The organism is Escherichia sp. GZ89 (genome assembly GCF_019366485.1).
Lineage (GTDB): Bacteria > Pseudomonadota > Gammaproteobacteria > Enterobacterales > Enterobacteriaceae > Escherichia > Escherichia fergusonii.
The window spans coordinates 25,973-52,019 of sequence record NZ_JAEOHX010000014.1 but is presented as its reverse complement, the minus strand read 5'-3'; the positions used below and the strand labels follow the sequence as shown (position 1 = coordinate 52,019).

Below are 26,047 nucleotides of genomic sequence, written 5' to 3'. Positions count from 1 at the left end.
CCAAAAAGCTGGGTATATATACAGATTTGCTGATTATATCAGCGAGGTCAGAGATGCCAACCGGGAAATTTCCAGATGCGGCAGTAAACGGCTGTCCCAGGTTTGCATCAGATCGCCATTTTCCGGTCTGATCCAACAGGCCTGCATTCCGCTGCGAATTGCCCCACCCACGTCAGTGGTGAGATCGTCCCCAACATGTAAGATCTCGCCGATCGGCACGTTGAGTTTTTCCGCCGCCAGAAAGTACATATCGCTGAACGGTTTCGAGCGCCCGTGCGGACCAGCGCGCAGCACAAACTCAAAATAATCCCCCAAACCAAACAGTTCCGGCTGGGCGTTGCCGTTGGTGATCGCCACCAGCGGCCATTTCTTCGCCAGCTGTTTTAAGGTGTCGTGCGTTTGCTGCGGAACGTCGATCCGGCTACGCCATTTGGCAAAGTTGATCATTGCCGCGTGTGCGCCTGCACTGGCTTCTTCTGCGCTCAGCCCGGCGTCGAGCATCGCTTGTTCTATTGAGCGAAAACGCCAACGCGTCACATCATGATAAATCTCGGGTTCCGCTTCCCGTACCGCCTGACGCAGACGTTGCAGATCTTCATTCTGGAAGCTGCGCAGCGCCGGATGGTAATTTTGCACAAAGGTAAGCGCCTCCTGCTCAGTGCGCAAAATCACCGGACGGTTATCGTAAAGGGTATCATCCAGGTCAAAGGTGAGCGCCGAGATGCGCCCCAAAGGCCGGTAAAAACGCATTATTTCCCCCGTTTGGCGCGTGGATGCGCCGCATCGTACACCGAGGCAAGGTGTTGAAAATCAAGATGAGTATAGATTTGCGTGGTGGAGAGGTTGGCATGACCCAGCAGCTCCTGCACACCACGAAGATCGCCGCTCGACTCCAGCATATGGGTAGCGAACGAGTGACGTAATTTATGCGGGTGAACGTGATTATTCAGCCCTTGTTTTATGCCCCATTCGGCAAAGCGTTTCTGCACATTACGCGCGGAGATGCGTTTGCCCAGTTTCGACAGAAAAAGCGCGTCGTCTTCACTACCAAACAGGTCGCGCAAATCAAGCCAGTGCTCAATCCACGCCACGGCGTTGCGACCAATCGGCAGGCGGCGCTCTTTGCTGCCTTTTCCCATCACCCACACTTCGCCAGACTCCAGGTCGAGGTATTTGATATCCAGCCCCACCAGCTCGGAAAGACGCAGACCCGCGCCGTACATCACTTCCAGCATTGCACGGTCGCGCACAGCAAGGGGATCGTTGATATCAATATCCAGCAGCCGATTCATATCATCGACGTCGATGTTTTTCGGCAGATGACGCGGCGCTTTCGGTGCCGAAACACCTTTCGCCGGGTTAGCTTTGAGTTCGTTCTGGCTGACCAGCCAGTCAAAAAAGCTACGTAGCGCAGAGAGGCGTAATGCGAGGCTTGCCGCACCCAGCCCTTTACGGCGACTGCGTACAGCAAAATTACGCACCATCGTCACATCACATTGCTGCCAGCTTTGCAGGCCGTTTTCGCTGGCAAAATGGATGATCGCCTCAAGCTGACGCTGGTAGTTAAGCAGGGTTATCGGGCTAAGCTGACGCTCCACGCTCAGATAACGTAGGTAGCGTTCTACATCGGTATGTAAATCGGTCATACGCGTTCAATCCAACGCTCCAGAAGCTCCGGCAACATCAGCGCAATTTCATGCAGTAACTGCGTTCCCTGCCCTTGTTGATAGTGATTGGCATCACGGCTGGTGAACAGCACCACGCCTAAATCAGCATCGCTTCCCAGCATCGACATCGCCACCGATCCCACCGCTTTCGCTTCCGGTAGCACCACCAGCAACTCCGGCCCGTTAAGCGGCCCCAGATAGTGCTGTTCCCGCCCCAGACGCTGAATACGCAGCGGTTCGAAAGACTGACGGCTTAATGCCAGATGAGTGTGGTTCGACGGCGCACCTAAGCGCCAGCGATCCGGAAACAGACGCAGACTCGCACCTGCCAGACCGAGATCGCGCGCCCAGCGGTGAAAACGCATCAGCATATCGTCGAGACTGCTGGCGGCGGTGAGACTACGCTGCAGGTAAAGTAAGCGATAGAACAAACCTTCGTTGGCGATAGCCTGTTCCATCAACAGCGCCATGTTCTCTTCCAGAACATGAATATGATGACGTGCGCGGGCCATGTGCCACTCGACCAACGAAACGGTGCCGCGTACCGGATGCGGCACACGTATCGCTTCTACTGCGCGCGCATTGCGGATAAAAAACTCAGGATTTTTAATCAGATAATCGACAACCGCCCGGTCATCTAGCTCCGTGAGTGTTTCCTGTAGTTCTTCCCCTGGTTGCTTCATAGATGAATAAATCCGTCGTAGACATGTACCGCCGGCCCCGTCATATATAACGGGTGACCCGGACCTTTCCAGGCGATATCAAGACGACCGCCGGGGAGTTCCACGCGTACTTCTTCGGCCAGCAAACCTTGCTGAATCCCTACCGCCACCGCCGCACACGCGCCGCTGCCGCAAGCCTGGGTTTCTCCTGCCCCACGCTCATAAACGCGTAAACGAATATGCTCGCGCTTAACCACTTGCATAAAACCGATATTAGCGCGCTCCGGAAAACGTTCGTGGCTTTCCAGAACAGGACCAAGCGTTTCTACCGCTGCAGTATCGACATCATCAACCTGAATCACGCAGTGCGGATTTCCCATCGACACCACGCCGCATAAGATTGTCTGCTCGGCGGCGCGCATAATATAGGTCTTTTCCGCTTTGTTAGCGCGAAATGGCACGGCAGAAGGTTCGAAGTTGGGCTCGCCCATATTGACGCGCACCAGATCATCATCGGTGACGGTCAGAACCATCCGCCCGTTGGCAGTGCTGACGCGGATATCGCGCTTATTGGTCAGCCCTTTCAGACGCACAAAACGGGCAAAGCAGCGTGCGCCGTTGCCACACTGCGCCACTTCACTGCCATCAGCATTGAAAATGCGATAGTGGAAGTCCAGTTCGGGATCGTAAGGTGGCTCTACCACCAGCAGTTGGTCAAACCCTACCCCCAGGTGCCGATCCGCCAGGCGACGAATCAGTTCCGGTGAAAAAAAGACATTCTGCGTTACCGCGTCGACGACCATAAAGTCGTTGCCAAGGCCATGCATTTTCGAGAACTGCATCATTTACTCCAATCACGCGGGTACAGAAACTGACTTTTAGTAATTCACCTGGGATGGACCATCGCCAGTGGCGCGGTCGTTTTTATCCGGCACCGTGGATTGCGTTTGCGTCTCTACCGGTTTGGTCGGTGGCGGTGCGTTTTTATCTGCAGGCGGGAAATAGAGCGGACCTTTCAGACCGCAGCCCGTCAGGCTGAAGAGAGTAAGTAATACAGTGAGTGCCTTAAACACGTTTTTCATTATGGATTGCCTGTAAAGTTCATCGCTTTCTGCTTTCTATCATCGCAGGAGAAGGCGTAAAAGCAAGCGTTTAGCGACTCTTTATGAAGTCTGAAAAATGAGGAATTGCTGCGAGTATAACGCTTACACGTGAGGATTTATGTTTTGCTGGTAGTTTCGTGATCGGCACCTCGCGCCAGGATGGCTTTATGCACTATCGCAATGTGGTTTGTTTGTTGTCTTGTTCGTTATTCTTATCCCCGGCATGGGGATGTCGGCTTTCCGCGCCTGAACATAATATTTACCAGAAACAGGGAAAAGGCGTGGTGTATCTGCGCCCTTATGAAGAAACAAATCTTTCTCTTCCTGGCGTGAATTACAAGAGATTGCGTCGGTTACCCAATTTATTAATAGACCCGACAACACTAGACGAATGGGATAAAGAACCTCCTCTGACCGATCTGACAACCGACTACCTCTATGAAGGCGCACAGGCCTGGTATCCTCATTACTCCTGGCATAGCGATGGTCGCTATATCCTCTACGCGGGTGAAGTTGTGCAAAACCCGCCAGACAAACCTCCCGTCGATGTCGCCTCGTTCAAGGCATGGGGTGATTTTGCCGCAGATAAACACAGTCTCTATTTCGAAGGCAAGCGCACCGATGACAATGGCGGGGGAAATAGCTTAGATATCAAAACACTGCATCAGGTGAAATTCCGTTTCCCCTGGAAACCTGACGTTCTGGGGCTGATATTACGTGACGCTAATTTCTTATATATCAATGGGCATCGCCTCGCTGACCCCGAGAGTTTCCGTGTGCTGGCGCAGAAGTCCTGGGATCAGCGAGGAAAGTTTTCCACCACGTTTAACCCCTGCGTTGCCGTACCATTTGGCCCCTGGGATACATTAGCCCGTACACACACGGAAATGATGATCAACGGCGAACAGCTTGATGCCGACCCGGAGACATTTACTGTCGTACGCTGGATGCCCGGTTCGTTATTAACCTGGCGAGATAAAAGCGGCCTGCACCGGAAGGTGCTGAATCAGGGAAATCTGGACAAAGATAGGGCAAATAGCTGCGCGGCGTTCAATTTGCAGGAACACTCTGTTTCATGGCGCAAAGGGCCTGAATGCCAGCAAGAAGTCCTACCCGGCCTCGATCCAGAACAATTTCACCCTCTTAGTAATACCGTCGCGCAGTATCAGGACAAACTGTACACCATCAAAAAAACGGAATTTGGCGAAAACAGGCTGGATATCGTCACGCTGGATAATCCTGCTTTGGTGATTAATAAACGCTTTAACGCGGGAAGAACTCACGGCTATTTACTGACTAAATTACAAGTTCGTGGTGAAGAAGAAGATGGTCTCCAGGTATTCGAGTCTTCCGGGCCGCTTATCCTGATGGATTATCGTGTTCCTGGCGAGCGTGAGGCTCACCTTAGCGATAGCCCCCATTACAAGAAATGGTATGCACACGACGATCGTTATGTTTACGCATTCGATGGCTCACAGCTTTGGCGCTACCCAACACCCAATACCAGGGCCGTGCGGGTGAACTGGAAAACCGGACATTCAGGATATGGCTATTGGGCAGACTACCGTAGTGGAGAGTTAGACGGCAGACTTCTTGAGGATGGTGCGTTTATTCCAACGGGAATCCCCTATAACTCATCCGTTAACATTGCTCAATATTCTGCTGGCGAGAGCGCTTTTCTCGTCGGCGAAACCGATGTTAGCTGGCGTAAGCTTCGCTCTACAGACCAGCAATGGAGTCAATGGGAGAAACTCCGCGATATTGATCCAAAAGCATTTCACCCCATCACCGATCGTATCGCGCAGTACAAAAATACTCTGTACATTGCGAAATTGTCTCCTTTTGGTGAAGACATCCTGGAAACCCTAACGCTCGACTCTTCTGCACCTTTCCTGAACCAACGCATTAACGCAGGGAAAGACCATGGCTACTTTATGCGCTCTTCCCGATTACGCGACGATATTCAAATTTTTGCCATTGATGGACCATTGAAGACCACCGAACGCTTCGCTTATGACAATCGCTATGTTTATACCTGGATCGGTAGCCAACTTTATCGAACCGCGTCGCCCTGTCCGGCAAAGACACGTAATCTGGATCAGAACATGTTTTCATCCAATGATGACATCATCATCCTGAAGACGGATGAAGAGTGCCGCAAAGCACAAGACATTGAGCAAACTTTGAAGCCCTGACACCATGCCGCTATACTGCCGCCATCACCTAAAAACAGGAAACAACAATGAACGACAGTGAATTTCATCGCCTGGCCGATACCCTGTGGCTGACCATTGAAGAGCGTCTGGATGACTGGGATGGCGACAGCGATATCGACTGCGAAATCAACGGCGGTGTGCTGACCATTACCTTTGAAAATGGCAGCAAAATCATTATTAACCGCCAGGAACCGCTGCACCAGGTGTGGCTGGCAACCAAACAGGGCGGCTACCATTTTGATCTGAAAGGCGATGAATGGATTTGCGACCGTAGCGGCGAAACCTTCTGGGATTTGCTGGAACAGGCGGCAACGCAGCAAGCGGGTGAAACAGTCAGTTTCCGCTAAGATTGCATGCCGGATAAGCCTCGCTTTCCGGCACGCTCATCACGAAAAATACTGCTGTAATAGCGGCGTGTCGTGATCCTGATTGGCAGGCGGCATGTTGCCGATAGCTTTGGTGCGGAACGGAATCACCTGTTCACGACCATCAACCTTCACAATCTGATAGAACTGCGGCAGGTTGAAGTTGATGAAGCTTGAGCCGTAGGTAAAACGGTCGTGCGATGACGAGTAGAAGCGACTGACGTCACGCACCAGCTCCTCTTTGCTGCCTTCGCAGTGGTGATACACCTCAACCCGGTTGCTTTCGTCGAGAATGTAGATATTAAAGCCATTCTCGTCTTGCGTTTCTTCGAAGAAGAACTGGATGATCCCTTCGCTGGCAAAGCCGTCCACCACCGCCGGTAATTTGACGTGATTGGTTTCAACCTGCACTGACAGGCCGTGCAGTTTGTTATGCGAAATAGCGCCATAAAACTCGATGGCATTTTCCAGTTTCTGTACCGATACATTCAGGCGTTCGAAGAATAAGCCCCAGGTTTGACCAGAAACGCGCAGCGCCTTGAAGCGCCCTGTTTCCTGACGGGTGCTGGACAGACGCAGTTCAATACACTCAGAAACCAGTTGCTGCACGCGAGTACGGATTAATCCGCGCAGATGCTGGCTGTAGCAGAAGACTTCCACGCTATCTGGCGGTGCGGCGTCCTGATGCATTTTGCCGAGAATAGTTTTCAGGGCTTCGATCATCGATTGCTCGCCGTTGAAGTGCAGCGTACGCACTTCGTTCCACGAGTTGCGGTACAGCAGGTCCACGCTACCTACCAGGCAATTTTGATTCTCGCCAAAGCTGAAGACATCCAGCTTACGGAAATCAAAATGCACCACCTGATTGCGGAACGCAGCTGTAGGGTCATATTCCAGGTTAACGATAATCGCCAGATGGCGAATCTCACATGGGCTGTAGAGCGCTTTTGGTGTCGGTGCAGGCAGGCGCAGCGGGAAATGGTGTGACACATCGGCGACCATCTCCTGCAACTTCGGCAAGTCAACAATGCCATTACCCTTAATATACAAGCGAGTGCGCGAGGTCAGCAGGCCGTTAAACCAGGCCCATGCCACCAGTTTATTCAGGTAGCGGTTATATTCCAGCGGCTGATGGCTGATGATCGATTCAATCGTTGGCGCACGGTTGTACAGATACCAACCGGAACGGTTAGCACGACCCGGCGGCACATAAATAAAGGTCAGATTCGGTTCCGAGAGATCGGGTGAAATCTGCGGATTTACCAGCGTCACTTTACCTGGCAATGCTTCAAACGCGGCATACAGTTTACGCGTCAGCACGCCGATATCCTGCGGACTGGCAGAGACGCTAAGGTTATTGCGACGCGCAAAGCGGATCAGATTGCGGTAGCTCTGCATCATTGCATCGAGCAGTTCGTTGTGCGCCTCGCGCACCTGATCAATCTTCCAGTTAGCGCGGTTATCGAGCATTGCCAGACGAGCATCGTCCCATTCCCACTCTTTCACTAACTGGGTTAGCACTTCACGACGCCAGCCTACGCAAGCGCGTTCGCGACTGAGTTTTTCGCACACTTTTAAATAGAAGCAGCGGCGTACTAAATCCAGACGGGTGAAATCTTCAATCGCCGTCAGGTACTCAGTAACACGCTCCAGCATCATGCAGTACGGATCGAGGCCAAACGACACAATCTCGCCGTCGTGCAAACGCTGTTTGATATCTTTCGCCAGCAGGCGTGGGTTTGGGTATTCCCAGGAATAGGCTTCCAGCAGCAGTGTTTTCAGCACCGCTTTGTAGGGAGAATCGATACTCTTATAGAGCTGCCAAAGGCTGGCACCAAAATACTCTTCAGCAGAAAGCGAGCTTAAGCCACCGAGATCCAGCCATTCATTAGGAGTGAGCACACCCTGCGCATAGAGCGTCATCACGTAGTCGTCGTAATGCTCTTCTTCGTCGCACGGCACCATATTCCACAGAATACGCTTACCGGCGAGACGCACGGCGGTACGATAAAATTCGTCAAGCAGCAGCATATGCTGGGTGGAGCCACAATCTTCGCCCCCCAGACTGCCACTTTCATTATGGCGGAAACGGTTTTCATCAATCAGGAAGAAGCTAACTTCCACGCCCAGCGAGGCGGCCCAGCTTTCCAGCAGGCTGCATTTACGTTGTAGTAACTGGCGCTCTTCACTATCAAGCCAGGATTGATGGCAGACCCAGATATCGAGATCAGAAGAACAGCTTTGCCCAACCGAAGAGGTACTACCCATGGAATAAACGCCAGTAATGGGAAGCTCACCTTTCGGCGGCTCCTGTGGCGACATTCCCCGGTAGAGTTCGAGTTCGTTCAGGTAGTGGCGTTGAGTTTCATCAGGCGTGTAGAGGCAGATGCCTCGTGGAACGTTACCTTCAAGGTAACCCGGCATCAGCGGATGGTGATAGTGCAGTAATGTCGGCAGCAGACTGTATACCTGCTGGAAAGCAGGTCCCATTGCAGCAAGCGCGCGATCCACGCGCAGTTGGTTAATGGCATCCAGTCGCTGTTTCAGAGTCTCAATATAGAGGTACAAGACATATCGCCTGATGTTGCTACCCGTCATGATGATGTTTCCGGCAATATCACTGGAAACACGTAGCATTCGGGATATTTTATATATAAAAAATAGCCATTCCCCATTTTCGATCAGATATTTTTACAGATATCCGCCGAAAAAATGGTCTAAAACGTGATCAATTTAACACCTTGCTGATTGACCGTAAAGAAAGATGCACTACATACCAGTGTAGCACTGATTGTCGCGTCGAATTTTCTTATCATTAAGTCACTCAGAGCTGGGTATTATCTTGCCCTCTCCATCACCTTCGACCGTAACACTGACATCCCAGTTGTAAGAATGTTAGGATGGTTCACGGAAGATAACGACGGTAACAAGCATGTTAGACAATGTTTTAAGAATTGCCACGCGGCAAAGCCCTCTTGCACTCTGGCAGGCACATTACGTTAAAGATGCGCTGATGGCCAAACACCCTGGATTGACAGTGGAACTGGTGCCAATGGTCACTCGTGGCGATGTCATTCTGGATACACCGCTGGCAAAAGTTGGCGGTAAAGGTTTATTCGTAAAAGAGCTTGAAGTCGCATTGCTGGAAAACCGTGCGGATATTGCTGTGCATTCGATGAAAGATGTGCCGGTCGAATTCCCACAAGGTCTGGGCCTGGTCACAATTTGTGAACGCGAAGATCCCCGCGATGCGTTTGTTTCGAACAAATATGCCAGTCTGGATGAGCTGCCAGCAGGCAGTATCGTTGGAACGTCGAGTTTACGCCGTCAGTGCCAGTTGGCGGAACGCCGCCCGGATCTGATTATCCGTTCACTGCGTGGCAATGTCGGTACACGCCTTAGTAAGCTGGATAACGGCGAATACGATGCCATTATTCTTGCCGTAGCCGGATTAAAACGTTTAGGGCTGGAATCACGCATTCGTGATGCGCTGCCGCCTGAAGTATCACTACCCGCGGTAGGACAAGGTGCGGTAGGTATTGAGTGTCGCCTTGATGATACGCGCACCCGCGAGCTACTCGCCGCGCTTAATCATCCTGAAACCGCGCTGCGTGTCACCGCCGAACGCGCTATGAACACCCGTCTTGAAGGTGGTTGTCAGGTGCCGATTGGTAGCTATGCGGAGCTAATTGGCGGTGAGATTTGGTTAAGAGCATTGGTTGGCGCACCGGATGGTTCGCAGATGATTCGTGGTGAACGCCGTGGTTCGCCGCAGGACGCCGAAAAAATGGGTATTTCGCTGGCAGAAGAACTGCTCAATAACGGCGCACGGGCGATTCTCGCTGATGTATATAACGGAGATGCCCCCGCATGAGTATTCTGGTCACCCGCCCGTCTCCCGCCGGGGAAGAATTAGTGAGCCGTCTGCGCACACTGGGCAAGGTGGCCTGGAGCTTTCCACTGATTGAATTTACCCCTGGCCGGGAGCTGCCTACGCTCTCCCGCCATCTGGAAACACTTGGCGATAACGATCTGCTCTTTGCACTTTCTCAACATGCAGTGTCATTCGCCCATGCGCAGTTGCAACAGCAGGGGCTAAACTGGCCATCACTTCCGCATTATTTCGCTATTGGCCGTACTACCGCTCTCGCCCTGCACACCGTAAGCGGACATAAGATTCGCTATCCACAAGATCGGGAAATCAGCGAAGTCTTGCTACAATTACCGGAATTACAAAGTATTGCGGGAAAACGCGCACTGATTTTGCGCGGTAACGGCGGCCGTGAATTGATCGGTCAGACGCTGACATCACGTGGTGCCGACGTTACTTTTTGTGAATGTTATCAACGCAGTGCGAAGCATTACGATGGTGCGGAAGAAGCAATGCGCTGGCAGTCTCGCGGCGTAACAACCGTCGTTGTAACCAGCGGTGAAATGCTGCAACAACTCTGGTCGCTGATTCCACAGTGGTATCGTGAGCACTGGTTACTACGCTGTCGGCTACTGGTCGTCAGTGAGCGTCTGGCGATCCTTGCCCAGGAACTGGGTTGGCAAGACATTCAGATCGCTGATAACGCCGACAACGATGCGCTACTACGCGCATTACAATAACTCTCATAATGGGAAGCCATAATGACGGAACAAGAAAAATCCTCCGCCGTGGTTGAAGAAACCAGGGAGAACGTGGATACCCCACCACAGCCAGTAGTTGCTGAGAAAAAAAGTAAAAACAGTACCGCGCTGGTCCTGAGTGCTGTGGCTATTGCCATTGCACTGGCGGCAGGCGTTGGGCTTTATGGCTGGGGTAAACAGCAGTCTGTTAATCAAACTGCCACCAGCGAAGCACTGGCTTTGCAGGTTACAGCGTTACAAAAAGCGCAGGAAAGCCAAAAGGCAGAACTGGAAGGTATCATCAAACAACAAGCAGTTCAGCTGGCGCAGGCGACTCAACAGCAACAAGCGCTGGAAAAACAGTTGGCTGAAGTTCAGCAAAAAGTGGCCACTATTTCTGGTAGCGATGCGAAAACCTGGCTGCTGGCGCAAGCAGATTTCCTCGTCAAACTCGCCGGGCGGAAATTGTGGAGTGATCAGGATGCCACAACTGCCGCAGCACTGCTTAAAAGCGCAGACGCCAGCCTGGCCGATATGAATGATCCAAGTTTGATCGCTGCTCGCCGTGCGATTACTGATGATATCGCCAGCCTCTCTGCCGTTGAACAGGTGGACTATGATGGCATCATCCTCAAACTGAATCAGCTGTCTAATCAGGTAGATAACTTACGTCTCGCAGATAAAGACCCTGATGGTTCGCCAATGGACTCGGACGATAGTGAGCTTTCCAGTTCCATTAGCGAATGGCGCATTAACCTGCAAAAAAGCTGGCAAAACTTTATGGACAGCTTTATTACCATTCGTCGCCGTGATGACACAGCTGTACCTCTGCTCGCGCCAAATCAAGATATCTATTTGCGTGAAAATATTCGTTCTCGCCTGCTGGTTGCCGCACAGGCCGTACCACGTCATCAGGAAGAAACCTACCGCCAGGCGCTGGAGAATGTCTCCACCTGGGTGCGGGCGTATTACGATACTGATGACGCTACCACCAAAGCATTCCTTGATGAGGTGGATCAGTTAAGTCAGCAGAATATCTCAATGGATGTGCCGGAAACCCTGCAAAGCCAGGCAATTCTGGAAAAACTGATGCAAACGCGCGTACGTAACCTGCTGGCACAACCTGCTGCTCCAGCAACGGAACCGACTCCTGCTCCACAAGTCGATACTCCGGCAGCTGCGCCGCAAGGAGAATAACCATGTTAAAAGTGTTATTGCTCTTTGTGTTGCTGATTGCGGGGATCGTGGTCGGCCCGATGATTGCCGGGCATCAGGGTTATGTACTGATCCAGACCGATACCTACAATATCGAAACCAGCGTCACTGGCCTGGCGATTATTTTGATTCTGGCGATGGTGGTGCTGTTTGCCATTGAGTGGCTACTGCGGCGGATCTTCCGCACCGGCGCACACACCCGCGGGTGGTTTGTCGGACGTAAGCGTCGCCGTGCGCGTAAGCAGACCGAACAGGCGCTACTGAAACTGGCTGAAGGTGATTATCAGCAAGTTGAAAAACTGATGGCGAAAAATGCCGATCACGCTGAACAGCCGGTGGTGAACTATCTGCTGGCTGCCGAAGCCGCGCAACAACGTGGTGATGAAGCGCGCGCCAATCAGCATCTGGAACGCGCCGCAGAGCTGGCAGGTAACGACACCATCCCGGTGGAAATCACCCGTGTGCGTCTGCAACTGGCCCGTAATGAAAATCACGCCGCTCGCCACGGTGTGGATAAGCTGCTGGAAGTCACGCCACGCCATCCGGAAGTACTGCGTCTGGCGGAACAGGCGTATATCCGCACCGGTGCATGGAGTTCGCTGCTGGATATTATCCCATCGATGGCGAAAGCCCACGTTGGCGATGAAGAACATCGTGCAATGCTGGAACAACAGGCATGGATTGGCCTGATGGATCAGGCGCGTGCCGATGACGGTAGCGAAGGTTTGCGAAACTGGTGGAAAAACCAAAGCAGGAAAACGCGTCAACAGGTGGCGTTGCAGGTGGCAATGGCGGAACATCTTATTGAGTGTGACGATCATGATACTGCCCAGCAAATTATCATCGACGGCCTGAAACGCCAGTATGACGATCGCCTGCTGCTGCCGATCCCGCGCCTGAAAACCAATAACCCGGAACAGCTTGAAAAAGTGCTGCGCCAACAGATCAAAAACGTGGGCGATCGTCCGCTGCTGTGGAGCACACTGGGTCAGTCGCTGATGAAGCACGGAGAATGGCAGGAAGCATCGCTCGCCTTCCGCGCAGCGCTGAAACAACGTCCGGACGCCTACGATTACGCATGGCTTGCCGACGCGCTGGACAGACTGCACAAGCCGGAAGAAGCCGCAGAAATGCGCCGCGATGGCTTGATGCTGACCTTACAGAATAACCCGCCGCAATAGTTCTTTCTCACCCGGAGGCAAGCACCTCCGGGGCCTTTCTGATGCATAAAAAAACGCCTGCTCTTATTACGGAGCAGGCGTTAAAACAGGTCTGTTTGACAACAATTGGGTGCTTCACTCAACGTTATGTCCATGGTGTTTGATGAGGCATAAGCGACATCTGTCAGTGGACGATAAGCACCGTAAACGGCTCTGCGTCATTCCTGAGTTTATGAGGCACTAAGGCGAACATAAGAGATGGAATGAGCATCTACTCTTATATTATGACATATCATTCTGAAGAATAACATCCCTTTAACCAGAAATGAGATGACTCTGAACCGTACGTATTCCTGACATCTTTCGGAAAAAGTTGCTGATTATTCATAAACGAAATGAATATTTTTATAGCAGACAAGATAAATATAATTATTAATATGGATTAATCAACAATAAATATAAATTAAATAAATACATCTACTCCGGAAAAGCAAAAGTGCATGAATAATCAACAAGATAATTAATCCGATGCTTACTAAATTCATGCCATCAGCGTAGGATAAAAAATATTCTCACGCCATTAGTAATTATTCATTATATATATATTTATAGATTATATATTTTTGTATGAAATGGAATGCTGATGTCGTGATGAATTATTTCAGTAATGTTTATTTACGCCATATTCTGGATGACATGAAACCGGAGCATTTTGCATGGAAATTTCCTTTTCACCCAAACTTACTGTGGTCGCAGTCGCTGCGGCTATTCCTTTACTGGCCAACGCTGCAGATACCCCGTCAACCGCCACCGCGCGTGAGGGTTTTGCTGGTTACGATCACCCAAACCAGTATCTGGTTAAACCGGCAACCAAAATTGCCGACAACATGATGCCGGTAATGCAGCATCCCGCACAAGACAAAGAAACCCAGCAGAAGCTGGCAGAACTTGAGAAAAAAACCGGTAAGAAGCCCAATGTGGTTATCTTCCTGCTGGACGATGTGGGCTGGATGGATGTCGGCTTTAATGGCGGTGGCGTGGCGGTAGGTAACCCAACGCCAGATATTGACGCCGTTGCCAGCCAGGGATTGATTTTAACCTCTGCGTATTCTCAACCAAGTTCTTCCCCTACCCGAGCCACCATTCTCACCGGACAATACTCCATCCACCACGGCATTCTGATGCCGCCGATGTACGGACAACCGGGCGGTCTGCAAGGGTTAACCACCCTGCCGCAATTGCTGCACGACCAAGGTTACGTCACCCAGGCTATCGGGAAATGGCATATGGGGGAAAACAAAGAGTCGCAGCCGCAGAACGTCGGCTTTGATGATTTCCGTGGCTTTAACTCGGTGTCCGATATGTATACCGAATGGCGCGATGTTCACGTCAACCCGGAAGTGGCCCTGAGTCCAGCCCGCTCTGAATACATCAAACAATTACCTTTTAGCAAAGATGACGTTCATGCCGTGCGAGGCGGCGAACAGGAAGCCATTGCCGACATTACGCCGAAATATATGGAAGACCTGGATCAACGCTGGATGGAATATGGCGTTAAGTTCCTCGACAAGATGGCAAAGAGCGATAAGCCTTTCTTCCTCTACTACGGCACTCGCGGCTGTCACTTCGATAACTACCCGAACGCCAAATATGCGGGAAGTTCTCCGGCACGCACCTCGTATGGCGACTGCATGGTGGAGATGAACGATATCTTCGCCAATCTGTATAAAGCACTGGAGAAAAATGGTCAGCTGGATAACACGCTTATTGTCTTCACCTCCGATAACGGACCGGAAGCGGAAGTACCGCCGCACGGTCGCACACCGTTCCGCGGTGCGAAAGGTTCTACATGGGAAGGCGGCGTTCGTGTGCCAACCTTCGTTTACTGGAAAGGGATGATCCAACCGCGTAAATCTGACGGTATTGTCGATCTGGCGGATCTCTTCCCTACGGCGCTGGATCTGGCAGGACATCCTGGAGCGAAAGTGGCGAATTTAGTGCCGAAAACCACCTTTATTGATGGTGTGGACCAGACATCTTTCTTCCTGGGAACAAATGGTCAGTCTAACCGTAAGGCCGAGCACTACTTCCTCAATGGCAAACTTTCTGCTGTGCGTATGGATGAGTTTAAATATCACGTACTAATCCAACAGCCATACGCTTATACCCAGAGCGGATATCAGGGTGGATTCACCGGCACGGTTATGCAAACGGCGGGATCATCGGTATTTAACCTGTACACCGATCCGCAGGAAAGCGATTCTATAGGCGTGCGCCATATTCCGATGGGTGTACCACTGCAAACGGAAATGCACGCGTATATGGAGATCCTGAAAAAATATCCACCACGCGCGCAGATTAAATCTGATTAATTCAGCACTATCGCTCTGCTCGGCCTTTGCCGGATGCGATGCTGACACATCCGGCAATCAACCACAGGCGGCCTCCAAACGGCCGCTTTTTTACTTATTCACCACCATCAAATGCGCCTGCATAATGTCGCTGGCCGGACGACCGTGCGCCAGCATATCAGCCATTGCCTTAAGATATGGCGGTAGATGGCGGAAATAACGCTGATACCCGGCACACAAATAATTCAGTCCCGGTTTGCCGCTGGCATCGAGCATAAAGCGGTGTTTCGGGCAGCCTCCCCAACATGCTTTTAACACGTTGCAACTGCGGCACTGCACCGGTAACTGCTTAAATTTATCTTCACCAAACACCTGCTGCTGCGGGGAATCGACCATTTCTGCAATTGTTTGCTGAAGCATATTCCCCAGTCGATATTGCGGATAAACATAGTGATCGCAGGCGTAAACGTCGCCGTTGTGTTCGACAATCACCGAGCGTCCACAGGTCGGCTGATGATGGCAAACCGCACCCGGCGCATCGACAAAATTGGCAAACGCCCATTCGATATTCATCACGAAAATCTTGCCGACGTCACGTTTGATCCAGTGGTCGAATATCGCCACCAAAAATTCACCGAACTCATCGGGGCGTACCGACCATTCCGTCAGTTCGCCCTGAATATCGCCGGGAGCATGTAGCTTAAGTCCAGCATGAGCAGCCGTTTCATCAGCCAGGCGCTCGACCACCGGAATAAACTGGATGAACTCAGCGCCTGCATCACACAGAAAATCATAGACTTGCAAAGGTTGTAACGCACTGGTGCGGTTGACACAGACCAGCACGTTATAGTCGACATGATGTTTTTGCAGGAGCGTCAGGGCACGCATCACCAGCTTATGCGTGGGTCTGCCACCTTTGGTCACGCGATATTGATTGTGGATCTCAGCCGGACCGTCCAGCGATAACCCAACAAGAAAATGATTTTCTGCCAGAAATACACACCACTCATCATCGAGCAGCACACCGTTAGTCTGAAAGCTGTTACTTATCTTCCTGTCAGCACCATATTTCGCCTGTAGCGCCACGGCACGGCGGTAAAAATCCAGCCCGAGTAACGTTGGTTCGCCGCCCTGCCAGGTAAAAGCCACTTCGTTTTGGGGTTCGCTGGCAGCGATATAGTGACGGACATACGCTTCCAGCGTGTCATCGTCCATATGCACGACTGGCTTTTCGCGGTAAAGGGATTGTTTTTCGAGATAAAAACAGTAGTCACAGTTCAGATTACAATCGGAACCGCTTGGTTTCGCCATCACATGAAAAGCACGCGTTGGAACCTGTTGCAGCATGGTCGCTCCTTGCCTGAAGTCATCCTTCAATACGTTAAGGGCGAAATCATACCGTGTAGCAATGAGTGACTACGGGCGTTTATTGCGAAGGGAGAGTGATGAAATGCACAGAAAACAAAAAACCCCGCCGAAGCGGGGTTCAAAATTGGTCGGCGAGAGAGGATTCGAACCTCCGACCCACTGGTCCCAAACCAGTTGCGCTACCAAGCTGCGCTACTCGCCGAAATACTGCTTTTTGAATTTTTAGTTCAATTCTTTAAAGTCGTGGTGCGAGGGGGGGGACTTGAACCCCCACGTCCGTAAGGACACTAACACCTGAAGCTAGCGCGTCTACCAATTCCGCCACCTTCGCATTGTCACAACTTCTAATAATGGGGTGGCTAATGGGATTCGAACCCACGACAACTGGAATCACAATCCAGGGCTCTACCAACTGAGCTATAGCCACCACTACAAATCTTGTTACGCGGTATTACTACCACCGCAGCTCAAGCGCCGGGACTAAATGGCGCGCCCGACAGGATTCGAACCTGAGACCTCTGCCTCCGGAGGGCAGCGCTCTATCCAGCTGAGCTACGGGCGCTTAGCGCCGTTGCGGGGGTGGATAATACGGACTTCCCACCCCTCTGTCTAGTCCCTTTTTAAATAAATTGCGCGTTTGGTTACGGTTTGTGCGTTTTGCTGCTTATTCATCCAGCTTATGCGCTTTACCGTGGCGATTAAGTCCAAAAACTTTATAAATTGCCGTCACCGCCAGCATAAAGATGATGCCGACAAACAGTGACATACGCGTATCTTCATTAAAGTACATGCCGATCAAAACGCAAATCAGGAATGCCATTGTTACGTAGTTGGCCCACGGGAACAGGATTGAGCGGAACGGATGGCTGGCAATCGCCGCTTTGTGCGCTCGACGAAAACGCAACTGGCTTATCAAAATCACAAACCATGGCACCATCCCCGGAAGCACGCTGGCACTGTAGACATAGACAAACACACGCTGTGGATTGGGAATGATATAGTTCAGGCATGAGCCAATTAACAGAATAGCAATTGATACCGCCACGCCTGCAACCGGAACACCTTGACGGGAAACTTTCGCCATCGCCGCCGGTAACTGACGGTTTTTCGCCAGCGCGTAGAGCATACGTCCGCAACTGTACATGCCGCTGTTACAGCCAGAGAGCGCAGCCGTCAGCACCACAAAGTTGATAATACCCGCCGCTGCGGTAATACCGATTTTGGCGAAAGTCAGTACGAACGGGCTGCCGTTGCTGCCTATTTCATTCCACGGGAAGATGGTGACAATAACGAAAATCGCACCTACGTAGAAAATCAGGATTCGCCACAGCACTTTGCCAACGGCACTGCGCAGTGTCACCTGCGGATTCTTCGCTTCACCGGCAGTAATGCCAATCAGCTCCACGCCCTGGTAGGACGCCACCACAATACACAATGCGGTCAGGAACCCTTTCCAGCCACCCGCAAAGAAACCGCCATGCTCTGTGAGATTGCTAAAACCAATCGACTGCCCGCCATTGCCAAAACCAAAGAAAATTACGCCCAGGCCAATGACAATCATCACGATAATCGTGGTGACTTTGATCATCGCGAACCAGAACTCGATTTCGCCGTACAACCGCACTGCCGCCAGATTCGCCAGCGCCACCAGCGCCACCGCGATCAATGCCGGTATCCATTGCGCCATCTCCGGGAACCAGAACTGGACATAAACGCCAATGGCGGTGATTTCTGAGATCCCCACCGCCATCCACATAAACCAATAAGACCAGGCGGTGAGATAGCCAAAGAACGGGCTCATATAACGGTGCGCGTAAACGGCGAACGAACCGGTAACCGGTTCGAGGAACAACATTTCGCCCATTGAACGCATGATGAAAAAGACGAACAGCCCGGCGATGATATAGGCCAACAATACGGATGGCCCGGCCCATTTCAGGGTACTGGCGGCCCCCATAAACAGGCCGACGCCAATGGTGCCCCCCAGGGCGATGAGTTCGATATGTCGAGCTTCCAGCCCACGCTGTAGCTCTGGTTTGTTATCTGCCATAAATCCTCGTGTTGTGTTTGCATGCTTTCCGGTGTTACCGGTTATCGTTATGGGTACATCGAGTGTTGCGAATGTTTTCGTAATTCAGGAGAAATGGCAAATAAAGCATTAAAAATTTGAATGCTTTGTGTAATAAAAAGACAGGCAGGCGACGAAGTGACCACTCCGTCGCTTTACAGAGAGAGGAAAATCAGAGGTTGCCGGTGTAATGCCAGCGTAAATAACGCAGCAAACGAAGCTGACGCTTAATGCGGCTCGGCTGCGAAAGCAGGCGGTAGAGCCACTCCAGCCCCAGCGTTTGCCAGATTTTCGGTGCGCGTTTCACGTGACCGGTGAAAACATCGTAAGTCCCGCCAACGCCCATATACAGCGCATCCGGATGCACCAGACGGCAGTCGCGCATGAAGATCTCCTGCTTTGGCGATCCCATCGCAACGGTGACGATTTGCGCTCCGCTGGCATGAATGCGTTCAAACAGCGCCTGACGCTGCTCGGGTTTAAAATAACCATCCTGACTGCCAACGATATTCACATTCCACTGATTGCGCAGTTTAGCTTCAGTTTGTGCCAGCACTTCAGGTTTACCGCCCACAAGAAATACCGGCGTCCCTTCTTTGCCTGCACGCGCCATCAGCTCTTCCCAGAGATCGGCCCCGGCAACGCGGGAAACCTGCGCCTGTGGGTACTTTTTACGTACTGAACGTACAACGCTGATGCCATCAGCATATTTAAATTCAGCAGCATTAATTAACGCCCTGACCTCGGCGTTATCTTCAATGGTCAGCATTTTTTCGGCATTAATGGCAACCAGCGTTCCCTGCTTAAGCTGCCCGTCAGCAAACAGATAATCGAGGGCGTGCTGCATATCACGCCAACCAATCAACTGTAAGCCACGCAGCGTATAGGTCGGTGCTGTGGTGTTGTTATTCATTGTTATCCTTCAACCTGCGTCCGGAGCGATGATTTTGTACGTTTATGAATGAGTCCGGCGCTTTCAAAAAGCCAGTACAACAGTTTTGCGATCATCAGACATGCGCCGAAGACCACGATAAAAAAGACTACGCGTGAGACAAACGAATCCAGCCCTTCACGCGCCAGCACGATCATATTGAAGATCGCCCCGAAGCAGAAACTGTGCAATATCGCAGCCTTATAGCGATTAGTTTCGCGATTGCCCAGTTCATACAGCCAGTCGAACCATTTGATGATCAGTCCAACCACAATCGCCCCGAGCGGGATGAACAACGCGCCGCCCATAACAACCAGTGAGCCTATAAGCGTAGGCGAGATCGCCAGCCCGGAGTGGTTATTCAGCACTTCCCAGGTAAAGTAGTTGGCGGAGTTCAGTACCATACTCGGGCGACCCGGCCACAGCCAGGAAGGGATAAAGACATAGAAATCGCGGACAATGGGAGCCAGGCCCTGGAAGTCGATGTTGTCGTAGTTCTGCAACAGTAATGCCAGATTCTCCCACGGCGAAAAGGTATCGCGGGTGAGATAGAGAAACGTATAGAACGCTTCATCGCCGCTCACATTCATTCCATAGCGTTTTAGCGCCAGCCAGAACATGCCCACAATCCCCAGCACGCCCGCCGCCGCCAGCATCCACAACGAAATCCAGCCGCGAATAATGCCAATAAACAGGAAGATAGCAAATGCGATGATAATATTGGCGCGAGTGCCGCCGACAATCATGTAAGTCAGCAAGCCAAAGGCGACCGTGCTGACGAGGAAAAACAGCCACGCTTTGCTGTCCTGGCGCAGAAAGTAGACCACCAGCATTGCCGGAATGAAAAAGTAAAAGAAGCGCTTTAACGCCACGCCGGAGACTTCACTGGAGAAGATCTGACTGTAGGAGTTAAGCCGGAACAGCAAAAATCCGTTGTGCATGAAGAAGATGCCGACGCTCACCAGTGCAATGCCCATCAGAATCACCCACGTGAGATTGGTCTCCACGCGGTTCATGGTAAACAGCGGACGGCGCGGTACATCAGCAACGCGTTTGCGTAGGCGGGTTTTGTAGGTGACATAGTAAACCGCGTAGAAGCAGCCCGCAGAAAGCAACGCCTGCAACAAGATTTCTGGCGGCGCAACACCAACATCAAAGCGAAATACCAGCACGCTGGTCAGCGGGAAGCCGAAGAAAAAGGTGAGCAAAAACAGCAATGAAAAGAAGACATTGAAGTTAAAGCGCACACGGCGAAACTCAAACCAGGTCAGCGTGGCAATAAACAGCGTGCAGAGCAGCCAGACAACAAACAGGCCACTGAATTGCAGCAGACTCATGCGACCTCCCCGGCGGCAATCGCCAACGCCCGCTGCCAGCCTTGCAGATAGTTCGGGCTAAAGAAGGCAATGGTGTTTTTATCCACCGACGCCAACTGGCGCTGTGCTTCACGCACAATATCCTCGTTGAGATCGTCGGTAGTAAACAGCACCGGCAAATGCTGTTCCGTCATATCCTGCCAGAACGGATTTTCCCGGTTAAGCACACAAGGAATACCCGCCTGAATCAGTAAGCACAGCGTACCAATGCCCTGCTGGCGGGCAAAAATAAAGTAACCGAGATCGCACTGACGAAGTAGCGCCAGATAGGCATCAAATTCCAGTTTTTCGCTCAGAACTTGCAGATTTTCTTCGCTGAATAACGCCAGCCCCGCCTGACGAACTTCCTCGATGTACGCTTCGTTATTAGGCGGATATCCCATCGGCACCACGACTTTTACCGTATCGCCAAATTGCTGATGAACGGCGCGTAAGGCGGCGACATGCTCATTGCTGCGGTCGCCGGAGTTCCCCACCAGAATGGTCATTTTCCCTTCACGTTGGCGATCGTTCGCCATCGTATTGAGAGAAGGGTCCATCCGCGTCGGGAAGTACAGCAGTTCGCCCCGCACCTTTGGATGCGTTTTGGCAAAAAAACTCAAATCACCGCGAGTGGCAAATACACAGCCGACTCGCTTTTGCGCCAGACGGCGCAGCGGATAAAAAAGCTTATATCTCAAGCCACTGGAAAGCTCATACAGGTCTGCCCCCCAGATATGCCAATAAAACTGGCTGGGCTTAATGCCCCCACTCAGCAGGGCCAGCCACAGTTTGGGATTGAACTGACCGTGGAAAAAAAATCGCTGCTGACGGTTAGCTTTTGCTTTCGCGATGACCGCTTCCGCCAGCGATTTTTTCCCAGGGAAAAATTGCACAGAAAGCGCCGGACAGCTATCACTTAAGCCGTCGTCCTTGCCAACAACCATAAACTCGCGCGCGTGCTCGCTCGTCGCGGCCAGCGCGTCGTTGAAAAACCGCAGAACGGTTCGGTTATGGTGAGGGATATCCGATCCCAGTACGTGAATCAGTACAGTCATGCCCGCCTACGCCAGAGTAAAAATACGCCACAACAAAGAGAAAAATAGACGATATAGGTTGCCATGTAGGCCTGCGCCGCGCCCAGTGCGCCATGCGCGGGGATTAGCCAGTGGGCAAATACCATCAATAAAGTAAACTGGCTGACTTCCGCCAGAATATAAAACCGCAGTGACGCTTTGGCGATCACCAGATAACCAAAGACATAAGCGCCCACTTTTAATACATCGCCCACCAACTGCCAGGCAAAGAGATCGCGCATAGCGGTAAATTTATTCGACAACAGCAGCCAGATAGCAAAATCACGCAGCAACCAGACGGTAAAACTCGCCACAGCTACCGCCGGTAAGACGAATTTCAGCGATTTAACCACTTCCCGGGTGATATCGCGCTTTTCCGTTAGCCGCGACAACGTGGGCAGCAAATATACGCTGAACGATGCCGTAATAAATTGCAGGTAGGCATCGGAAATACTGCTCACCCCTTGCCAGATACCCACTTCATCCCAGCTATACTGCGCCGCCAACAGTTTACGCATCATGATGTACGCAACGGGCAAGGTCACCGACGTAATCAACGCCATGAGCGTAAATTTGCTCAACTGCCCAGCCAGGCCGTTATCCCAGCTGGGTTTCAGATAGCTTAACGGGATGGCACCACGTTTGATCAACATGATGACGGCAGGAATCACCACCAACGCGGGAATCAGCGCCAGCCCCAGCAATGCCCCTTCATAACCGCCCAAACGGTAACTGACATAATAAGCAATTACGCCAATCAGGCTGCCGACAATCAGCGATAACGCATTACCTGCAGCATCGCGAAAGCCTTTCATCAGCGCCAGCAACAGGTTGCCCCAGGCGATCCCCATTTGCACCAGCGCCACTAAACGCACCAACCCCACATAGTCGGTATTACCAAACAATCCCTGGCTAATTGGCGCTGCCGCCAGCACAAAAACCAGCGCCATCAGCGTAGAGAAGCCAAGCACCATCGCTGATGAAGTGCCGACCACGCGGCGCAGCTGCTGCGGATTATCATGGTACTGGGCAACGTATTTGGTTACGCCGTTAAAGATGCCTGCCCCAGCAAGCACACCGAGCACGGTAATCAACTGGCGGAAATTTGCCGCCAGCCCAAGCCCCGCCGGACCAAATGACACCGCCAGCAACTTACCGACCAGTAACCCGGCACCAATCTTGACCAGTGTACTGGCCGCCGTCCATAAGGACGCTTTTGCCAACGACATATCAGGAGAAGTAATTCAACAAGGTCGCAATTACCGTACGCTGATTGACGGGCGACAGGTTGTAGAACAGCGGCAGGCGCAGCAGGCGCTCGCTCTCTTTGGTGGTGTAGCGATCTTCACCGTGGAACTCACCAAAGCGTTCCCCCGCAGGGCAACCGTGCAGCGGAATGTAATGGAACACCGCCATGATTTCCGCTTCTTTCAGAAAGTTAATCAATGCGCTCCGGTCATCAATATCCCGCAGTTTAATGTAGAACATATGCGCGTTCTGCACGCAGCCATCCGGAATCGATGGTAGCTCGATACGCCCGGCTTTCGCCAGAGGCGCTAACGCATCGTAGTAGTTTTGCCACAGCGCCAGACGTTGCTGGTTGATACGATCCGCAGCTTCCAGTTGCGCCCACAGATACGCGGCTTGCAGATCGGACATCAAATAGCTGGAGCCAATATCGCGCCAGGTATATTTATCAACCTGACCACGGAAGAACTGGCTTCGGTTAGTCCCTTTTTCCCGGATGATTTCGGCTCGTTCGATCAATGCCTTATCGTTGATCAGCGTCGCGCCGCCTTCACCGCCCGCCGTGTAATTTTTGGTTTCATGGAAGCTAAAGCAGCCAATATGACCAATGGTTCCCAGCGCACGCCCTTTATAAGTGGACATCACGCCCTGAGCGGCATCTTCCACCACAAACAGATTATGCTTTTTCGCCAACGCCATAATGGTGTCCATTTCGCAGGCCACACCCGCGTAATGAACCGGCACGATAACGCGCGTTTTGTCGGTGATCGCTGCTTCAATCAACGTTTCGTCGATGTTCATGGTGTCCGGGCGAACATCCACAAAAACGATTTTTGCGCCACGCAGCACAAAGGCATTGGCGGTGGAGACAAAGGTGTAGCTCGGCATGATCACTTCATCACCAGGCTGGATATCGAGCAGCAGCGCCGCCATCTCCAGAGAAGCGGTGCAGGACGGCGTCAACAGCACTTTGGCGCTACCAAAACGTTGTTCCAGCCACTGCTGGCAGCGACGGGTAAAACCGCCATCGCCACACAGTTTGCCGCTACCCATTGCCGACTGCATATAGTCGAGTTCGGTTCCCACCACCGGCGGTGCGTTAAATGGAATCATGTGATCACCTGTATAACCAGTACGCGGTGCTTTCTACATTCGCACCACTTTGTATGTATCGTTTAAGCGCGGCGGTGTTGCCCATTTGGGTCGCCACCCGCAAAGTTGTTTTACCGCGAGCATACGCCCAGTTTAGCGCCGTTTGCATCAGCTCAGCACCTGCACCGCGTCCAGCCAGCAGGCCAATTCGTGCATCTGTCGCATTGAGTTCCCGTAAAGAGACATAGCCGCGAATATCGCCGGACGCCGCACGTAAAATCAGACATTGATGATCAAAGGTGCCGCGCACGGCATTTTCAATCCACTGCGCATAAAAGCGACCGCTGGCGTCAGGCGCATACCATGGCGCACGAAAACGGCTTTGCGCAAATGCGGCGCTGGCTAACTGACGTAATGCGGGAATATCTGTCTCTTGTGCCACTTCTGCGCCGCTATCACTGACATTGTTCACGGGTAGCGCCAAATCAACTTCACCTTCAACCAAGCAGAATCCCAGCTGTTGCAAGGCATCCAGCTCAACAGTATTTGATGCAGTAATTTTGGCCTGTACTCGTGACCACGGCGCTAAAGCGTCTGGCGCCAGGAGTGGCGCATCAGGAGTGATGCGCACGATAGCGCTGTTAACGCCAAAGAAGGCATTTTCCCAGGCTAGTGGTTCAATACTGGCGCGGACGGGCACGGAGTAACTCCAGCAGATATTGGCCGTAGCCAGTTTTCGCTAATGAACTGGCAGCACGCTTCACACCTTCGTCATCGAGCCAGCCGTTACGCCAGGCAATCTCTTCCAGGCAGGCAATCTTAAAGCCCTGGCGTTTTTCCACCGTCTGTACAAAGGTACTGGCTTCAATCAGGCTGTCGTGTGTGCCGGTGTCCAGCCAGGCAAATCCGCGCCCAAGCAGTTCAACGGTCAGGTTGCCTGCCTCAAGGTACATCTGGTTGATGGAGGTAATCTCCAGTTCACCACGCTCCGACGGTTTCACCTGCTTTGCGTACTCCACAACTTTACTGTCGTAGAAATAAAGCCCGGTCACCGCCCAGTTTGATTTTGGCTGTTTTGGTTTTTCTTCCAGAGAGATAGCGCGGAAATTGTCGTCAAACTCCACGACGCCAAAGCGTTCTGGATCCATTACCTGATAGCCAAATACCGTCGCCCCTTGCGTGCGCGCCGCAACATGACGCAGCTTCGGACTGAAGCCCTGACCGAAGAAGATGTTATCGCCCAGCACCAGACAAGATGGCTCACCATTAAGGAAGGTTTCACCGATGATAAATGCCTGCGCAAGACCGTCCGGGCTGGGCTGTTCGGCATATTCCAGCTGGATACCGAACTCACTACCATCGCCCAGCAGGCGCTGGAAATAACCTTTATCTTCCGGCGTGGTGATGATGAGAATTTCGCGGATACCGGCCAGCATCAGCACCGACAGCGGATAGTAAATCATTGGCTTATCGTAAATCGGCAATAGTTGCTTCGATACGCCGCGCGTAATCGGATGCAATCGGGTGCCGGAACCGCCCGCCAGGATAATACCTTTCAT

General features: G+C 52.0%; 22 protein-coding genes and 4 tRNA genes. 7 read left to right on the top strand and 19 right to left on the bottom strand.

All coding sequences use genetic code 11. From position 1 onward, the window contains the following. Positions 1–33: 33 nt before the first annotated feature. Genes yigB through K0335_RS18700 form a run of 5 tightly spaced genes read right to left on the bottom strand, consistent with a single transcriptional unit; the run spans position 34 to position 3,411 of the window. Positions 34–750 carry a 5-amino-6-(5-phospho-D-ribitylamino)uracil phosphatase YigB gene (yigB, locus tag K0335_RS18720; protein ID WP_001213567.1) on the bottom strand — a complete coding sequence of 239 codons (717 nt, stop codon included), beginning with the start codon at positions 748–750 and terminating at the stop codon, positions 34–36. Further along, positions 750–1,646: a tyrosine recombinase XerC gene (gene xerC / locus K0335_RS18715; RefSeq protein WP_219394003.1), complete on the bottom strand. Its 897-nt coding sequence runs from the start codon at positions 1,644–1,646 to the stop codon at positions 750–752. Before xerC ends, yigB begins: the two co-directional genes overlap by 1 nt. Continuing rightward, positions 1,643–2,350, bottom strand: a complete 708-nt coding sequence (locus tag K0335_RS18710; RefSeq protein ID WP_160193769.1) for a DUF484 domain-containing protein — start codon at positions 2,348–2,350, stop codon at positions 1,643–1,645. The genes xerC and K0335_RS18710 overlap by 4 nt, the downstream gene beginning before the upstream one ends. Next, positions 2,347–3,171: a diaminopimelate epimerase gene (gene dapF, locus K0335_RS18705; RefSeq protein ID WP_001160654.1), complete on the bottom strand. Its 825-nt coding sequence runs from the start codon at positions 3,169–3,171 to the stop codon at positions 2,347–2,349. The genes K0335_RS18710 and dapF overlap by 4 nt, the downstream gene beginning before the upstream one ends. Positions 3,172–3,207: 36 nt before the next feature. Continuing rightward, entirely contained in the window at positions 3,208–3,411 is a 204-nt protein-coding gene (locus tag K0335_RS18700) for a lipoprotein (RefSeq protein ID WP_000799889.1), read from the bottom strand. Between the two features lie 188 nt (positions 3,412–3,599). On the opposite strand from K0335_RS18700, the gene K0335_RS18695 reads away from it, so the two are divergent. Both K0335_RS18695 and cyaY read left to right on the top strand, forming a co-directional pair. Further along, positions 3,600–5,627 carry a hypothetical protein gene (locus K0335_RS18695; RefSeq protein ID WP_104920374.1) on the top strand — a complete coding sequence of 676 codons (2,028 nt, stop codon included), beginning with the start codon at positions 3,600–3,602 and terminating at the stop codon, positions 5,625–5,627. 47 nt (positions 5,628–5,674) lie between these two features. Then, positions 5,675–5,995: an iron donor protein CyaY gene (cyaY, locus tag K0335_RS18690; RefSeq protein WP_000999963.1), complete on the top strand. Its 321-nt coding sequence runs from the start codon at positions 5,675–5,677 to the stop codon at positions 5,993–5,995. 39 nt (positions 5,996–6,034) lie between these two features. Here cyaY and cyaA read toward each other — a convergent pair whose 3' ends face one another. Next, a complete protein-coding gene (gene cyaA / locus K0335_RS18685; RefSeq protein ID WP_000281724.1) occupies positions 6,035–8,581 on the bottom strand; it encodes a class I adenylate cyclase in 2,547 nt (848 codons plus the stop codon). A 364-nt stretch (positions 8,582–8,945) separates the two neighbouring features. Here cyaA and hemC point away from each other — a divergent pair, with 364 nt between their 5' ends. From hemC to aslA, 5 genes are all read left to right on the top strand, one after another. Further along, entirely contained in the window at positions 8,946–9,887 is a 942-nt protein-coding gene (hemC, locus tag K0335_RS18680) for a hydroxymethylbilane synthase (protein WP_000886611.1), read from the top strand. Continuing rightward, positions 9,884–10,624, top strand: a complete 741-nt coding sequence (hemD, locus tag K0335_RS18675) for a uroporphyrinogen-III synthase (RefSeq protein ID WP_000026044.1) — start codon at positions 9,884–9,886, stop codon at positions 10,622–10,624. Before hemC ends, hemD begins: the two co-directional genes overlap by 4 nt. A gap of 21 nt (positions 10,625–10,645) precedes the next feature. Then, positions 10,646–11,821: a uroporphyrinogen-III C-methyltransferase gene (gene hemX, locus K0335_RS18670; RefSeq protein ID WP_000138978.1), complete on the top strand. Its 1,176-nt coding sequence runs from the start codon at positions 10,646–10,648 to the stop codon at positions 11,819–11,821. Positions 11,822–11,823: 2 nt separating this feature from the next. Continuing rightward, positions 11,824–13,020 (top strand): protoheme IX biogenesis protein HemY, encoded by a 1,197-nt coding sequence (gene hemY / locus K0335_RS18665; RefSeq protein WP_000921813.1) that lies wholly within the window; start codon positions 11,824–11,826, stop codon positions 13,018–13,020. Positions 13,021–13,715: 695 nt separating this feature from the next. Next, the gene (aslA, locus tag K0335_RS18660; protein ID WP_000406039.1) at positions 13,716–15,371 is read left to right on the top strand and encodes an arylsulfatase AslA; all 1,656 of its coding nucleotides are present in this window, start codon (positions 13,716–13,718) and stop codon (positions 15,369–15,371) included. Between the two features lie 90 nt (positions 15,372–15,461). On the opposite strand, the gene K0335_RS18655 is transcribed toward aslA, so the two are convergent. From K0335_RS18655 to rfbA, 13 genes are all read right to left on the bottom strand, one after another. Next, entirely contained in the window at positions 15,462–16,697 is a 1,236-nt protein-coding gene (locus tag K0335_RS18655) for an anaerobic sulfatase maturase (RefSeq protein ID WP_000941563.1), read from the bottom strand. Positions 16,698–16,843: 146 nt separating this feature from the next. Further along, a tRNA-Pro gene (locus K0335_RS18650) sits at positions 16,844–16,920 on the bottom strand. 42 nt (positions 16,921–16,962) lie between these two features. Continuing rightward, positions 16,963–17,049 (bottom strand) — tRNA-Leu (locus tag K0335_RS18645). A 20-nt stretch (positions 17,050–17,069) separates the two neighbouring features. Next, positions 17,070–17,145, bottom strand: a tRNA-His gene (locus tag K0335_RS18640). A 58-nt stretch (positions 17,146–17,203) separates the two neighbouring features. Further along, positions 17,204–17,280, bottom strand: a tRNA-Arg gene (locus K0335_RS18635). A 102-nt stretch (positions 17,281–17,382) separates the two neighbouring features. After that, positions 17,383–18,768, bottom strand: coding sequence for an amino acid permease (locus K0335_RS18630; protein ID WP_000774736.1), 1,386 nt, complete (start codon positions 18,766–18,768; stop codon positions 17,383–17,385). Positions 18,769–18,958: 190 nt separating this feature from the next. Then, complete coding sequence (gene wecG, locus K0335_RS18625; RefSeq protein ID WP_001064029.1) at positions 18,959–19,699, bottom strand: lipopolysaccharide N-acetylmannosaminouronosyltransferase; 741 nt, start codon at positions 19,697–19,699, stop codon at positions 18,959–18,961. 2 nt (positions 19,700–19,701) lie between these two features. Further along, positions 19,702–21,054: an ECA oligosaccharide polymerase gene (wzyE, locus tag K0335_RS18620; protein ID WP_000055132.1), complete on the bottom strand. Its 1,353-nt coding sequence runs from the start codon at positions 21,052–21,054 to the stop codon at positions 19,702–19,704. After that, positions 21,051–22,130: a TDP-N-acetylfucosamine:lipid II N-acetylfucosaminyltransferase gene (gene rffT, locus K0335_RS18615; RefSeq protein ID WP_104920377.1), complete on the bottom strand. Its 1,080-nt coding sequence runs from the start codon at positions 22,128–22,130 to the stop codon at positions 21,051–21,053. The genes wzyE and rffT overlap by 4 nt, the downstream gene beginning before the upstream one ends. Then, a complete protein-coding gene (gene wzxE / locus K0335_RS18610; RefSeq protein WP_000050278.1) occupies positions 22,127–23,377 on the bottom strand; it encodes a lipid III flippase WzxE in 1,251 nt (416 codons plus the stop codon). Before wzxE ends, rffT begins: the two co-directional genes overlap by 4 nt. 1 nt (position 23,378) lies before the next feature. Then, entirely contained in the window at positions 23,379–24,509 is a 1,131-nt protein-coding gene (rffA, locus tag K0335_RS18605) for a dTDP-4-amino-4,6-dideoxygalactose transaminase (protein WP_000612044.1), read from the bottom strand. 4 nt (positions 24,510–24,513) lie between these two features. Continuing rightward, on the bottom strand, positions 24,514–25,188 hold the full coding sequence (gene rffC, locus K0335_RS18600; protein ID WP_104920378.1) for a dTDP-4-amino-4,6-dideoxy-D-galactose acyltransferase: 675 nt from the start codon (positions 25,186–25,188) through the stop codon (positions 24,514–24,516). Next, positions 25,166–26,047 (bottom strand): glucose-1-phosphate thymidylyltransferase RfbA, encoded by an 882-nt coding sequence (rfbA, locus tag K0335_RS18595; RefSeq protein ID WP_000676063.1) that lies wholly within the window; start codon positions 26,045–26,047, stop codon positions 25,166–25,168. The genes rffC and rfbA overlap by 23 nt, the downstream gene beginning before the upstream one ends.

Excerpts from the sequence above, each read along its gene's own strand:
- yigB (WP_001213567.1), bottom strand. The coding sequence starts at position 750 with ATGCGTTTTTACCGGCCTTTGGGGCGCATCTCGGCGCTCACCTTTGAC.
- xerC (WP_219394003.1), bottom strand. The coding sequence starts at position 1,646 with ATGACCGATTTACATACCGATGTAGAACGCTACCTACGTTATCTGAGC.
- K0335_RS18710 (WP_160193769.1), bottom strand. The coding sequence starts at position 2,350 with ATGAAGCAACCAGGGGAAGAACTACAGGAAACACTCACGGAGCTAGAT.
- dapF (WP_001160654.1), bottom strand. The coding sequence starts at position 3,171 with ATGCAGTTCTCGAAAATGCATGGCCTTGGCAACGACTTTATGGTCGTC.
- K0335_RS18700 (WP_000799889.1), bottom strand. The coding sequence starts at position 3,411 with ATGAAAAACGTGTTTAAGGCACTCACTGTATTACTTACTCTCTTCAGC.
- K0335_RS18695 (WP_104920374.1), top strand. The coding sequence starts at position 3,600 with ATGCACTATCGCAATGTGGTTTGTTTGTTGTCTTGTTCGTTATTCTTA.
- cyaY (WP_000999963.1), top strand. The coding sequence starts at position 5,675 with ATGAACGACAGTGAATTTCATCGCCTGGCCGATACCCTGTGGCTGACC.
- hemC (WP_000886611.1), top strand. The coding sequence starts at position 8,946 with ATGTTAGACAATGTTTTAAGAATTGCCACGCGGCAAAGCCCTCTTGCA.
- hemD (WP_000026044.1), top strand. The coding sequence starts at position 9,884 with ATGAGTATTCTGGTCACCCGCCCGTCTCCCGCCGGGGAAGAATTAGTG.
- hemX (WP_000138978.1), top strand. The coding sequence starts at position 10,646 with ATGACGGAACAAGAAAAATCCTCCGCCGTGGTTGAAGAAACCAGGGAG.
- hemY (WP_000921813.1), top strand. The coding sequence starts at position 11,824 with ATGTTAAAAGTGTTATTGCTCTTTGTGTTGCTGATTGCGGGGATCGTG.
- aslA (WP_000406039.1), top strand. The coding sequence starts at position 13,716 with ATGGAAATTTCCTTTTCACCCAAACTTACTGTGGTCGCAGTCGCTGCG.
- K0335_RS18655 (WP_000941563.1), bottom strand. The coding sequence starts at position 16,697 with ATGCTGCAACAGGTTCCAACGCGTGCTTTTCATGTGATGGCGAAACCA.
- K0335_RS18630 (WP_000774736.1), bottom strand. The coding sequence starts at position 18,768 with ATGGCAGATAACAAACCAGAGCTACAGCGTGGGCTGGAAGCTCGACAT.
- wecG (WP_001064029.1), bottom strand. The coding sequence starts at position 19,699 with ATGAATAACAACACCACAGCACCGACCTATACGCTGCGTGGCTTACAG.
- wzyE (WP_000055132.1), bottom strand. The coding sequence starts at position 21,054 with ATGAGTCTGCTGCAATTCAGTGGCCTGTTTGTTGTCTGGCTGCTCTGC.
- rffT (WP_104920377.1), bottom strand. The coding sequence starts at position 22,130 with ATGACTGTACTGATTCACGTACTGGGATCGGATATCCCTCACCATAAC.
- wzxE (WP_000050278.1), bottom strand. The coding sequence starts at position 23,377 with ATGTCGTTGGCAAAAGCGTCCTTATGGACGGCGGCCAGTACACTGGTC.
- rffA (WP_000612044.1), bottom strand. The coding sequence starts at position 24,509 with ATGATTCCATTTAACGCACCGCCGGTGGTGGGAACCGAACTCGACTAT.
- rfbA (WP_000676063.1), bottom strand. The coding sequence starts at position 26,047 with ATGAAAGGTATTATCCTGGCGGGCGGTTCCGGCACCCGATTGCATCCG.